The organism is Pseudomonas sp. NPDC099000, from assembly GCF_044759925.1.
Taxonomy (GTDB): Bacteria; Pseudomonadota; Gammaproteobacteria; order Pseudomonadales; family Pseudomonadaceae; genus Aquipseudomonas.
On record NZ_JBIWAF010000018.1, the window covers coordinates 1 to 12,162 of the forward strand.

Consider the following 12,162-nt stretch of genomic DNA (forward strand, 5'->3'; position numbering starts at 1 on the left):
GGAATAGGATTTTCGCATCATCATGCACACCTCAGATTTGGGCGCCATCATAGCGCCCTATTGATGTGTCCAAATTCATTAGGCCAGATCAAGCCTCGCTCCTACGGTATCGCTTTGAACTCCTCAATACTGATCTCGCGCATCCGGAATTTCTGGATCTTCCCGGTCACAGTCATCGGAAACTCTTCCACGAACTTGAAGTAACGCGGCGTCTTGAAATGCGCGATGCGCTCCTTGCACCACGCTTGCAGCTCCTGCTCGGTGGCGCTGTGGCCCGGGTGGAATTTGATCCAGGCGACAATCTCTTCGCCATAGCGCGAACACGGGATCCCGATGACTTGCACGTCCGCTACCGCTGGATGGGTAAAGAAGAACTCTTCCAGCTCACGCGGGTAAATGTTCTCACCGCCGCGGATGATCATGTCCTTGTTGCGTCCGGCAATGCACACGTAACCCTCGTCGTTCATGCTCGCCAAGTCGCCGGTGCGCATCCAGCCTGCCTGATCGATGGCTTCTGCGGTGCCTTGCGAGTTGTTCCAGTAACCGAGCATCACGCTGTAACCGCGGGTGCAGAGTTCGCCAATGGTGCCGCGCGGCACCAGGTTGCCGGCCTCGTCGATGATCTTGCTTTCCAGTTGCGGCTGAGTCCGGCCAACGGTGGTCACGCGCAATTCAAGTTCGTCTGACGGACCGGTCTGCAATGACACGGGGCTGGTTTCCGTCATGCCGTAGGCAATCTGCACTTCGCTCATGTGCATCTCGCTGATGACCCGGCGCATGACCTCGATCGGACAGGTCGCCCCGGCCATGATCCCGGTGCGCAGGCTCGACAGATCGAACTCGGCGCGTTTGGGTTGATCGAGCATGGCGATGAACATGGTCGGCACGCCGTAGAGTGCGGTGGCCTTTTCTTCCGCAACGGTGGTCAGGGTCAGGAGCGGATCGAACGCATCGTTGGGGTAGATCATGGTGCTGCCGTGGGTGATGCAGCCGAGGTTGCCCATGACCATGCCGAAGCAGTGATACAACGGCACCGGGATCACCAGGCGATCATTGGCCGTCAGTCCGAGGCTTTCGCCGACCATGTAACCGTTGTTGAGTATGTTGTAGTGACTGAGGGTCGCGCCCTTCGGGAAGCCAGTGGTGCCGGAGGTGTACTGGATGTTCACCGCCTGATCGAAATGCAGGCTGTCCTGGCGTTCACGCAATTGTTCGACGGACACGCTGGCGGCGAGATCGCCCAGTTGCGACCACGGCAGGAAGCCCGACGGGGGTTGTGCATCCAGACTAATGACGCCGCGCAGGTCTGGCAGACGTTCGCTCTGCAGCTTTCCGATGGATTGCTCCGCCAGCTCCGGCACCAGGCCTTGCAGCATCCCGTGGTAGTCGGAGGTCTTGAACGCACCGGCGCAGACAAGCCATTGGCAGCCGGATTGCTTCAATACATATTCGAGTTCGGAGCTGCGGTAGGCCGGGTTGATGTTGACCAGGATCACCCCGATTTTCGCACTGGCGAACTGGCTGATGCACCACTGCGCGCAGTTTGGGGCCCAGATCCCGAGGCGGTCACCGGCCTGCAAGCCGAGCGCCAACAGGGCTCTGGCGTGCAGGTCGACGGCGTCGGCCAGTTGCTGCCAGGTGTAGCGCAACTGCTGATGGCACACGACCAGCGCCTCCCCGGCCGGGTATTGCGCGACCGTGTTGTCGAATGCCTGACCGATGGTCATCGCCAACAAGGCTTTGTCCTGGGAACCACGGGTGTAGCTGCGCTGCGGGCTTGCACTGGGTTGATCCATGACGACCCCTATTGTCTTTATTAGTGGGTGTTACGGCGGCCCCCACAGGGTTGGCTCGCCTTCTATGAACTGGCCCTACTGTCGCTCAAGTTGACGTTAACGTAAAGGGTGATTGACAGCCATTCATCACAGGCTTACGTTAACGTAAAGGTGAGAGCCGAAACACTGCCCTCCCCACCCTACAAAAAAGCCAAAAGGTGACCCATGAGCTACCCATCCCTGAACTTTGCCCTCGGTGAAACCATCGACATGCTGCGCGATCAGGTTCAGTCCTTCGTCGCCAAAGAGATCGCCCCGCGCGCCGCTCAGATCGACATCGACAACCTGTTCCCGGCCGACCTGTGGCGCAAATTCGGCGACATGGGCCTGCTCGGCGTTACCGTGCCGCAAGAATACGGCGGTGCTGGCCTGGGTTATCTGGCGCATGTAGTGATCATGGAAGAAATCAGCCGCGGCTCGGCGTCGGTCGCCCTGTCCTACGGCGCGCATTCCAACCTCTGCGTCAACCAGATCAACCGCAACGGCAATCACGAACAGAAAACCAAGTACCTGCCCAAGCTGATCAGCGGCGAACACATCGGCGCCCTGGCCATGAGCGAACCGAATGCCGGTTCCGACGTGGTCTCGATGAAGCTTCGCGCCGACAAACGTGGCGATCACTATGTGCTGAACGGCAGTAAAACCTGGATCACTAACGGCCCCGACGCCAACACCTACGTGATCTACGCCAAGACCGACCTGGAAAAAGGCCCGCACGGCATTACTGCGTTCATCGTCGAACGTGATTCGAAAGGCTTCAGCCGCAGCAATAAATTCGACAAGCTCGGCATGCGCGGCTCCAACACCTGCGAGCTGTTCTTCGATGACGTCGAAGTGCCAGAAGAAAACATCCTCGGCGTGCTCAACGGCGGCGTGAAAGTGCTGATGAGCGGCCTCGACTACGAACGCGTCGTGCTGTCCGGCGGCCCGACCGGGATCATGCAGGCTTGCATGGACCTGATCGTTCCCTACATCCACGACCGCAAGCAGTTCGGCCAAAGCATCGGCGAGTTCCAGCTGATCCAGGGCAAGGTCGCTGACATGTACACCCAACTCAACGCCAGCCGCGCTTATCTGTATGCCGTGGCCCAGGCCTGCGAGCGTGGCGAAACCACGCGCAAGGACGCCGCCGGCGTGATCCTCTACAGCGCCGAACGCGCCACGCAAATGGCCCTCGACGCGATCCAGATTCTCGGTGGCAATGGCTACATCAACGAATTCCCCGCCGGTCGTCTGTTGCGTGACGCCAAGCTGTACGAAATCGGCGCCGGCACCAGTGAGATCCGTCGCATGCTGATCGGTCGCGAACTGTTCAACGAAACCCGCTAAACGGAGCTGTCCATGGCTATCCTGCATACCCAGCTCAACCCCCGTTCGGCGGAGTTCGCGGCCAACAGCGCGGCGATGCTCAAACAGGTCGACGCCCTGCACACCTTGCTCGCCCAAGTGCAGCAAGGTGGCGGCCCGAAGGCGCAAGAACGCCACACCTCGCGGGGCAAATTGTTGCCTCGTGAGCGGATCAATCGCCTGCTCGATCCGGGTTCACCGTTTCTCGAGATCAGCCAACTGGCGGCCTACGCGGTCTACGGCGAAGACGTTCCGGCGGCGGGCGTAATTGCCGGGATCGGCCGTGTCGAAGGCGTCGAGTGCATGATCGTCGCCAACGACGCCACGGTAAAAGGTGGCTCGTATTACCCGCTGACCGTGAAAAAACACCTGCGCGCCCAGACCATCGCCCAGCAGAATCGCTTGCCGTGCATCTATCTGGTGGACTCCGGTGGCGCCAACCTGCCGCGTCAGGATGAAGTGTTTCCAGACCGCGAGCACTTCGGACGGATCTTCTTCAACCAGGCCAACATGAGCGCCATGGGCATTCCGCAAATCGCGGTGGTCATGGGTTCCTGCACCGCCGGTGGCGCTTATGTGCCAGCGATGGCTGACGAAGCGATCATGGTGCGCCAGCAGGCCACCATTTTCCTCGCCGGCCCGCCGCTGGTAAAAGCGGCGACGGGTGAAGTGGTCAGCGCTGAAGACCTCGGCGGGGCCGATGTGCACTGCAAGATTTCCGGTGTCGCCGACCACTACGCCGAGAGCGATGAACACGCGCTGGCCATTGCGCGGCGCAGCGTCGCCAACCTCAATTGGCGCAAGCTCGGCGAACTGCAACAACGCACGCCGATCGCCCCGCTCTACGCCAGCGATGAGTTGTACGGCGTGGTCTCGGCCGACGCCAAGCAACCGTTCGATGTGCGCGAAGTGATCTCGCGGCTGGTCGACGGTTCGGTGTTCGACGAATTCAAGGCTCTGTTCGGGACCACGCTGGTGTGCGGCTTCGCGCATCTGCACGGTTACCCGATTGCGATCCTCGCCAACAACGGCATACTCTTCGCCGAAGCCGCGCAGAAAGGCGCGCACTTTATCGAACTGGCTTGCCAGCGCGGCATTCCGTTGCTGTTCCTGCAAAACATCACCGGCTTCATGGTCGGCCAGAAATACGAGGCCGGCGGCATCGCCAAGCACGGCGCGAAACTGGTGACTGCCGTGGCGTGTGCCAAGGTGCCGAAATTCACCGTGATCATTGGCGGCAGTTTTGGCGCCGGTAACTACGGCATGTGCGGGCGCGCCTACGATCCGCGCTTCCTGTGGATGTGGCCGAACGCACGCATCGGCGTGATGGGCGCCGAGCAAGCGGCAGGCGTATTGGTGCAGGTGAAACGCGAGCAAGCCGAGCGCAGTGGCCAGGGTTTCAGCGCCGAACAGGAAGCCGAGATCAAGCAGCCGATCCTCGATCAATACGAAGAACAGGGCCACCCTTATTACTCCAGCGCACGGCTGTGGGACGACGGTGTCATCGACCCGGCGCAGACCCGCGACGTGCTGGCCCTGGCCTTGTCCGCGTCGCTGAACGCGCCTATCGAACCGAGCCGCTTCGGCGTGTTCCGGATGTGATCCGACCCTGTAGGAGCGAGGCTTGCCCGCGAAGGCATCGGCACATCCAGCATCGATGTGACTGACAAACCGCCTTCGCGGGCAAGCCTCGCTCCTACAGAATAGAGCTGTGGAGACGGACCAATATGAGCGACTTCAACACCCTCGAACTGCTGACCGACCCACGAGGTTTCGCGACCCTGTGGCTCAGCCGTGAAGAAAAGAACAACGCCTTCAACGCCGAGATGATCCGCGAACTGATCCTCGCGCTGGACAAGGTGTCGACCGATGCCAGCCTGCGGTTTCTGCTGGTGCGCGGGCGCGGCAAGCATTTCAGCGCCGGTGCCGACCTGGCATGGATGCAGCAATCGGCCGAGCTCGATTACCACACCAACCTCGACGACGCCCGGGAACTGGCGGAATTGATGTACAACCTCGCCAAGCTGAAAGTCCCGACCCTGGCCGTGGTGCAAGGCGCGGCCTATGGCGGCGCGCTGGGTCTGATCAGTTGCTGCGACATGGCGATTGGCGCCGATGATGCGCAGTTCTGCCTGTCGGAAGTGCGCATCGGCCTGGCGCCGGCGGTGATCAGCCCGTTCGTGGTGCAAGCCATCGGCGAACGCGCGGCACGCCGTTATGCCCTGACGGCCGAACGTTTCGGCGGGCAACGGGCGCGGGAAATCGGCCTGTTGTCGGAGAGTTATCCGGTCGCTGAACTGGAACAGAACGTGGAAAAGTGGATCGACAACCTGCTGCTCAACAGCCCGGCCGCTATGCGCGTCAGCAAGGACTTGCTGCGTGAAGTCGGCAACGGCGCGCTGACCCCGGCGCTGCGCCGTTACACCGAAAACGCTATCGCCCGCATCCGCGTCAGCCCCGAAGGCCAGGAGGGCCTGCGCGCCTTTCTGCAAAAGCGTCCGCCGAGCTGGCAAGCACCGACCACCACCAAGGAGCCGCGTTGATGAGCGCACCTGTTCTCACCACCCTGCTGGTGGCCAACCGTGGCGAAATCGCCTGCCGGGTGATGCGCACCGCCAAGGCCCTGGGCCTGACCACCGTGGCCGTGCACAGCGCCACTGACCGTGAAGCCCGGCATAGCCGCGAAGCGGATATCCGCGTAGACCTCGGCGGCAGCAAAGCGGCTGACAGCTATCTGCAAATCGATAAATTGATCGCTGCGGCCAAGGCCAGTGGCGCTCAGGCAATTCACCCCGGCTATGGCTTTTTGTCCGAGAACGCCGGGTTCGCCCGTGCCATTGAAGACGCCGGCCTGATCTTCCTCGGCCCGCCCGCCTCGGCCATTGACGCGATGGGCAGCAAGTCCGCCGCCAAAGCCTTGATGGAAACCGCCGGCGTGCCCCTGGTGCCCGGCTATCACGGCGAAGCTCAGGACGTAGACACCTTCCGCGACGCCTGCGAACGCATCGGTTATCCAGTGTTGCTCAAGGCCACGGCGGGCGGTGGTGGCAAAGGCATGAAGGTGGTTGAGGACGTCAGCCAGTTGGCCGAAGCCCTGGCGTCGGCGCAACGTGAAGCGAAATCCTCGTTTGGCGATTCGCGGATGCTGGTGGAGAAATACCTGCTCAAGCCGCGTCATGTGGAAATCCAGGTGTTCGCCGATCAGCACGGTAATTGCCTGTACCTCAATGAACGTGACTGCTCGATTCAGCGTCGCCATCAGAAAGTCGTCGAAGAAGCGCCCGCCCCCGGTTTGAGCCCGGAACTGCGCCGCGCCATGGGCGAAGCCGCCGTGCGTTCGGCGCAGGCCATCGGCTATGTCGGCGCCGGCACCGTGGAGTTTTTGCTGGATTCGCGCGGCGAGTTTTTCTTCATGGAGATGAACACGCGTCTGCAGGTCGAACACCCGGTCACCGAAGCGATCACCGGCCTCGATCTGGTGGCGTGGCAGATTCGTGTGGCGCGCGGTGAAGCGTTGCCGATGACTCAAGAGCAGGTTCCGTTGATCGGCCATGCGATTGAAGTGCGGCTGTACGCCGAAGACCCGAGCCATGATTTCCTGCCGGCCACCGGGCGCCTGGCGTTGTATCGCGAATCGGCCGAAGGTCCGGGACGTCGGGTCGACAGCGGTGTGGAAGAAGGCGATGAGATCTCGCCGTTCTACGACCCGATGCTCGGCAAGTTGATCGCCTGGGGCGAGGACCGTGAACAAGCGCGGCTGCGGTTGTTGAGCATGCTGGATGAGTTTGCGATCGGCGGGCTCAAGACCAACATCAACTTCCTGCGTCGGATCATCGCTCACCCGGCATTCGCTGCGGCGGAACTGGATACCGGGTTTATCCCACGTTACCAGGAGCAATTACTGCCAGAACCTGCGGACCTGAGTGATGATTTCTGGCAAGCCGCCGCCCAGGCGTTTGCCCAGAGCCAGCCGGGTTCTCCGCGCGCTGATGACCTGAGCTCGCCTTGGGCTGTGGGCAATGGTTTCCGAGCTGGACTGCCAAGAGAAATCACCCTTCACCTCAGTTGCGAAGGACAGGACCGGGCGCTGACTTTGGGTAACGATGATGCCCACACCGCACAGCTCAAGGGCGAGCAGCTGCTGACCGAGCACAACGGCGTGCGCCGCCAGCACCGGGCAATCCGTCGGGGCGAGGTCGTGTATCTGCAATGGGAAGGTGAATTGCGCCGCATCGAGGCCTACGACCCGATCAGCGCCGTCGAAGCCAGTCACAGCCATCAAGGTGGGCTCACCGCCCCCATGAACGGCAGCATCGTGCGGGTATTGGTCGAGGCTGGGCAAACGGTTGAAGCCGGCGCGCAATTGGTGGTGCTGGAAGCGATGAAGATGGAGCACAGCATTCGCGCGCCCCATGCCGGGGTGATCAAGGCGCTGTATTGCCAGGAAGGCGAGATGGTCAGCGAAGGCAGTGCGTTGGTCGAGCTGGAAGAAGCGTGAAATGAAGATCGGTCCTACGCATTGCGAGGACCGATCTGATTAGAATTTGGCCGTTGCCTGAACCACCACGCCGAGGATTCGACATTCCTCGGTAAAAAGGGCTTTCGGATACGTCGGATTGAGCGGGACCAGGTAACGCTGCCCGCCCTCTTCGATCAACTTGCGAAAGATCGCTTCAACGCTGTCCGCCCATTGCGCGATCACCAGCTTTCCGGGTTCCGGCACAATGGCCGGGTCCACCAGGATCATCATGCCTTCGGCAATGCTGATTCCGCTGGGCGCGGTCATCGCGTCGCCCACAACCTCGAGCCAGAAGGCCGCGCCCTGAGCGTGGTAATCGGTCAGCTCGAAACGCGGCTTGCCGTAGACCGTTAGCTCACCGTCACGCACCTGCGCAGGCTCGCGCCAGTCACTGACCGGGTAACGGAAGTACGGGTTGTACTTTTGCGTCAGGGACATCTCGTCGTCCTGCAACACCAAGGGCTCCCGAATGACCATCGCCACTTCCAGAAAATCCATCCCGAGCGCGCGCAAGACACGATTCATGTCTTCGATGCTCGGCTGACGGCGTTTATTCAGCCAGTGACCCACGCCGCCCTGGGACATCCCGAGGCGATCGGCGAGTACTTCCTGAGTGACTTTGAGTTCACTCATCTTGGCTTTGACCAACTCAATCCATTTATCCATGGGCGGCACGATACGTGGCGGACCTCCGAGCAACAAAACACAAATTGTAGTATTTAAATTCTCGTCACAAATACAGTTCGTACTAGGATTGATTCACGGATCTGAATCTATCACGGAGCTTGCCATCGCCATGACGTTAACCAGCAATGACCTGTCGGATATGCAAATGGACACCACCCTCACCTCGCCCAAAGGCAACGCCGCCGCGCAAAAAGCCCTGGACTATTACTTGAAACCAACTGTGTCAGAAGCGGTGGTCGAGGAGCGATTTTTTGATGTGAACCCTACCGTCAGCGGTGAAGAGGCGCTGGTGCATGCGTCGGATCTGTTGCGCTGTGCCGCAGCGACCGCTTACGAGTCGGCCAACAACCTGCACGGCGCAAGTCGGGACCTGGCATTTTCGACGGTGCATATGATCGACATGGCCAAGGCGATGATTGATCGCTCTTTACAGGGGCAGCGCGTTTGAGTCGGACGCACGTTTGAGGAAGACGGGAAGGAATTTTCCAATCGCGCAGATAAAATCATTTGACTTGCAAACGAGAATGATTATTATTGCGTGCAGCTGGTCGCGAGATCAGTCGATGGACCAAGAGACCTTAGGTCGGTCTCCTGGACTATCTCCTCATCAGGCTAATCACGGTTTTTGACCCGGCTTTTTGCCGGGTCTTTTTTTTGCCAGTTATTCTGGCTTTGGCTTCAGGCTAATGAAGTCTTAAGGTGTTGCGAATTCGATTGGAGGGGATGATATCAATAGAATATCCATTGGCAAGAGAAGCCCGGCAGCATTGGCCCAAACTAGTGAAAAATAGCACTTGAGAATCAATCACACAGTCTCTAAGCTGCGTCTGCGTCAAGGAAGACGCCCCCCTTTTTACCCCGTAATTTCCGCCAGTTTTTCCCCTCCCAGCGTGTAAAGTAGCAGCCATAAAAATCATATTCAGGAATCGACTATGACCGTGGCTAAATCCTCTTTCGACATCAGCGCAAATTTCGACAGCGGCAACATTGAAGTGCTGGACATCAGCAATCCACTTCAAGCCCTGCTGGCCATCAAACCCGACACCCGCAGCCAGCATTTCCAGTGGTTCCATTTCAAGGCCAGCGGTCTGCACGTCGGACAGGAGCACTGGTTTCGTCTGAACAATGCCAGCAAGTCTTCGTATAACAAGGCTTGGGACGGTTATCAGGCGGTGGCCTCCTACGACCACGTCAACTGGTTCCGCGTGCCGACCATCTTCGAAGGCGACTGCCTGCGCTTCAGCCTCGAAGCCACGGCCACCCACGCCTGGTTTGCCTACTTCGAACCCTACAGCCGTGGCCGACACGATTGGTTGATCGAACAGGCGCAGACCAAGGCTGGTACCGAACTGCTCGCCACCGGCAAAAGCGTGGAAGGTCGTGACATCCAGTTATTGCGCAAAGGCACCGGCGCCGAAGGTCAGCGCAAAGTCTGGATGATTGCCCAGCAACACCCCGGCGAACACATGGCCGAGTGGTTCATGGAAGGCGTGATCGAACGCCTGGAAAAGCACGACGACCCTGTATTGAACAAACTGCTGGCCAGCGCCGACCTGTACCTGGTGCCGAACATGAACCCGGACGGCGCCTTCCACGGTCACCTGCGCACCAATGCCATGGGCCAGGACCTGAATCGCGCCTGGCAGAGCGCCAGCCAGGACATCAGCCCGGAAGTGCTGTTCGTTCAGCAGCAAATGGAAAAGCATGGCGTCGACTTGTTCCTCGACATCCATGGCGATGAAGAAATCCCCTACGTGTTCACCGCTGGTTGCGAAGGCAACCCGGGTTATACGCCGCGGATCGAAAAACTCGAGACCCACTTCCGCGATCATCTGAAACACCTGACCAAGGACTTCCAGACCAAGCACGGCTACACCCTCGACGAACCGGGCAAAGCCAACATGACGCTGGCCTGTAACAGTGTCGGTCAGAAATTCGACTGCCTGTCACTGACCCTGGAGATGCCGTTCAAGGACAACAATGACGCGCCGAATGCCTTGACCGGTTGGTCGGGCAAGCGCTCCAAGCAGTTGGGCAAGGACGTGCTGACGACCGTTGCCGACATGGTCGATACCCTGCGCTGAGCACCTCGATGGCTGCATGCCCGGCATGCAGCCATGATTTCCTTCAGCCGCGATCCTTCCCTCGCAACATGCTGTCCAGCACCTCATCACGCCGTACCCAACCGTGAAACAACGCCGCCGCCAGATGCAACAACACGGTCAGAAACAGCAGATACGCCAGATACCCATGAGCCTTGCGCAAAAACGCAAACATCTGCGCATTGGCGGGCAGGATTGACGGCAACTGGAACGAATTGCTGAGCATCACCGGATCCCCCGCCGCCGAGATCATCGCCCAGCCCAGCAACGGCAAAACCAGCATCAACACGTACAACAAAACATGCGAAGCCTTCGCCGCTAACACCTGCCAACCGGGTAAGTCCGCGGGTAACGGTGGTTGCTGAGTGGAGAAACGCACCACCAGACGCACAATCACCAGCAGCAAAATCGCAATGCCCAACGGTTTGTGCAGATGGATCAGCCACTCATGCCGCTCGGACACCGAGGCCACCATGCCCGCGCCGATAAACAGCATCGCAATGATCATCAGCGCCATCAGCCAATGCAGCAGCCGCGCCAACGGCGCGAAATGATTCGGTTGAGCACTCATTGATGAGCCTCCTGTTTAGCGTTGGCGGCAGGCAACTGATTGACTTCACTGGTGCGACGCAGATAGGAACTGGCGTAACCCGCCGAGCGCGCGGCGAGTAATGGGTCGTCGGAGCCTTCGATACCGGCCGGCAATACGAGCGGGTCGTAGTTGATGTCACGGCACTCGCCATTGAGTTGCGGTTGCGTGCGTTCCAGCACCAAGGTGCCGGCGTTCACCACTTTGCGCCCGTCAGGCCAGGCCTTGCTGGCGTCGTTGACCGGATCACCGCCGTTCGCCAGGGTGATGTTCAACTGCCAACGCAGCGGTCCGGCGGACAAACGCTGAACCAGGTCTTTTTCCAGGAAGTCAGCCCCTTCAGGCGCCGTAGCACCCGCGGCATCTTTCGCTATCGGTGTCATGCTCCAACGCACCGCTTGGCGCTGACCGGTCGCGTTCACCAGGTAAAACGCGTTGACGCTGTTGTACGTCTCCGTCGCATAACTGGCCGAAGGCTTGGCCGTCTTGATCCAGGCCAGGAATGGCGCGGCTTCCGGGTGAGCACCAAAGAACGCCGGAACCGCCGCAGGATTGGGTTTGCCGGTGGCCGGATCCGGCGATTGCGCCTGCTGTAGTTGATAGAACGCTTCAGGCGTGCCCACCGGGAACACCGGCATGCTGTTCATCCCGGTGCGCCATTGCTGGCCGTTAGCCTGAGTGAAACGCAACGCCATGCTGCGGATTGGCACGGCGCTGTCAGGCGCATAGGGATTGCCGGCGGGCAACGCGAAACGCCCGACCACCGGAGTCTGCGGCTCGCTGAAGACCTGGGCGCTGGAATAGCTGCGCGCCTCGCCACTGCTCTCGAAATGCCCGATCACGCACACGCCCTTAGCGTGGTTACGGCGAAACCCCGGGTGCACACCGTTGTTGGTTTCCAGCACATTGATCAGCTTTTTCGGCGTCAGGCGTTGTGGATCGAACGTGCCGTTGACGTAGGCAAAAGCCCCGGCCAAAACAGCGACGACCACAGCAATGCCGGCCAGGCGAAATACCAGGCTCGCAGCACTCAAAGGTGGCCGGGTGGGCGGTGATGAGCGATCTACCATGAATGACTCCAGG

10 protein-coding genes are annotated in these 12,162 nt (G+C 60.0%); 6 read left to right on the forward strand and 4 right to left on the reverse strand.

Features of this window, described 5'->3' with window-relative positions; all coding sequences use genetic code 11:
• Window positions 1–101 precede the first annotated feature (101 nt).
• Window positions 102–1,796 carry an AMP-binding protein gene (locus tag ACIQV9_RS19675; protein WP_403104664.1) on the reverse strand — a complete coding sequence of 565 codons (1,695 nt, stop codon included), beginning with the start codon at window positions 1,794–1,796 and terminating at the stop codon, window positions 102–104.
• A 204-nt stretch (window positions 1,797–2,000) separates the two neighbouring features.
• Here ACIQV9_RS19675 and ACIQV9_RS19680 point away from each other — a divergent pair, with 204 nt between their 5' ends.
• The 4 genes from ACIQV9_RS19680 (at window position 2,001) to ACIQV9_RS19695 (ending at window position 7,680) form a co-directional block, all read left to right on the forward strand.
• Window positions 2,001–3,164 (forward strand): isovaleryl-CoA dehydrogenase, encoded by a 1,164-nt coding sequence (locus tag ACIQV9_RS19680; RefSeq protein WP_403104666.1) that lies wholly within the window; start codon window positions 2,001–2,003, stop codon window positions 3,162–3,164.
• Window positions 3,165–3,176: 12 nt separating this feature from the next.
• A complete protein-coding gene (locus ACIQV9_RS19685) occupies window positions 3,177–4,784 on the forward strand; it encodes a carboxyl transferase domain-containing protein (RefSeq protein WP_219097080.1) in 1,608 nt (535 codons plus the stop codon).
• Window positions 4,785–4,909: 125 nt separating this feature from the next.
• A complete protein-coding gene (locus ACIQV9_RS19690; RefSeq protein ID WP_403104669.1) occupies window positions 4,910–5,725 on the forward strand; it encodes a gamma-carboxygeranoyl-CoA hydratase in 816 nt (271 codons plus the stop codon).
• Window positions 5,725–7,680, forward strand: a complete 1,956-nt coding sequence (locus ACIQV9_RS19695) for an acetyl/propionyl/methylcrotonyl-CoA carboxylase subunit alpha (RefSeq protein ID WP_403104671.1) — start codon at window positions 5,725–5,727, stop codon at window positions 7,678–7,680. The genes ACIQV9_RS19690 and ACIQV9_RS19695 overlap by 1 nt, the downstream gene beginning before the upstream one ends.
• Before the next feature lie 39 nt (window positions 7,681–7,719).
• Here the strand turns inward: ACIQV9_RS19695 and ACIQV9_RS19700 are convergent, their stop codons facing one another.
• Entirely contained in the window at window positions 7,720–8,367 is a 648-nt protein-coding gene (locus ACIQV9_RS19700; protein WP_403104673.1) for a LexA family protein, read from the reverse strand.
• A 130-nt stretch (window positions 8,368–8,497) separates the two neighbouring features.
• On the opposite strand from ACIQV9_RS19700, the gene ACIQV9_RS19705 reads away from it, so the two are divergent.
• Together ACIQV9_RS19705 and ACIQV9_RS19710 are read left to right on the forward strand one after the other, a co-directional pair.
• Window positions 8,498–8,836 carry a DUF6124 family protein gene (locus ACIQV9_RS19705; RefSeq protein ID WP_403104883.1) on the forward strand — a complete coding sequence of 113 codons (339 nt, stop codon included), beginning with the start codon at window positions 8,498–8,500 and terminating at the stop codon, window positions 8,834–8,836.
• A gap of 484 nt (window positions 8,837–9,320) precedes the next feature.
• Window positions 9,321–10,472: a M14-type cytosolic carboxypeptidase gene (locus ACIQV9_RS19710; RefSeq protein ID WP_403104675.1), complete on the forward strand. Its 1,152-nt coding sequence runs from the start codon at window positions 9,321–9,323 to the stop codon at window positions 10,470–10,472.
• A gap of 43 nt (window positions 10,473–10,515) precedes the next feature.
• Here ACIQV9_RS19710 and ACIQV9_RS19715 read toward each other — a convergent pair whose 3' ends face one another.
• Entirely contained in the window at window positions 10,516–11,061 is a 546-nt protein-coding gene (locus ACIQV9_RS19715) for a cytochrome b (RefSeq protein WP_403104677.1), read from the reverse strand.
• Entirely contained in the window at window positions 11,058–12,149 is a 1,092-nt protein-coding gene (locus tag ACIQV9_RS19720; protein ID WP_403104679.1) for a catalase family peroxidase, read from the reverse strand. Before ACIQV9_RS19720 ends, ACIQV9_RS19715 begins: the two co-directional genes overlap by 4 nt.
• Window positions 12,150–12,162: the final 13 nt, after the last annotated feature.

Excerpts from the sequence above, each read along its gene's own strand:
- ACIQV9_RS19675 (WP_403104664.1), bottom strand. The coding sequence starts at position 1,796 with ATGGATCAACCCAGTGCAAGCCCGCAGCGCAGCTACACCCGTGGTTCC.
- ACIQV9_RS19680 (WP_403104666.1), top strand. The coding sequence starts at position 2,001 with ATGAGCTACCCATCCCTGAACTTTGCCCTCGGTGAAACCATCGACATG.
- ACIQV9_RS19685 (WP_219097080.1), top strand. The coding sequence starts at position 3,177 with ATGGCTATCCTGCATACCCAGCTCAACCCCCGTTCGGCGGAGTTCGCG.
- ACIQV9_RS19690 (WP_403104669.1), top strand. The coding sequence starts at position 4,910 with ATGAGCGACTTCAACACCCTCGAACTGCTGACCGACCCACGAGGTTTC.
- ACIQV9_RS19695 (WP_403104671.1), top strand. The coding sequence starts at position 5,725 with ATGAGCGCACCTGTTCTCACCACCCTGCTGGTGGCCAACCGTGGCGAA.
- ACIQV9_RS19700 (WP_403104673.1), bottom strand. The coding sequence starts at position 8,367 with ATGGATAAATGGATTGAGTTGGTCAAAGCCAAGATGAGTGAACTCAAA.
- ACIQV9_RS19705 (WP_403104883.1), top strand. The coding sequence starts at position 8,498 with ATGACGTTAACCAGCAATGACCTGTCGGATATGCAAATGGACACCACC.
- ACIQV9_RS19710 (WP_403104675.1), top strand. The coding sequence starts at position 9,321 with ATGACCGTGGCTAAATCCTCTTTCGACATCAGCGCAAATTTCGACAGC.
- ACIQV9_RS19715 (WP_403104677.1), bottom strand. The coding sequence starts at position 11,061 with ATGAGTGCTCAACCGAATCATTTCGCGCCGTTGGCGCGGCTGCTGCAT.
- ACIQV9_RS19720 (WP_403104679.1), bottom strand. The coding sequence starts at position 12,149 with ATGGTAGATCGCTCATCACCGCCCACCCGGCCACCTTTGAGTGCTGCG.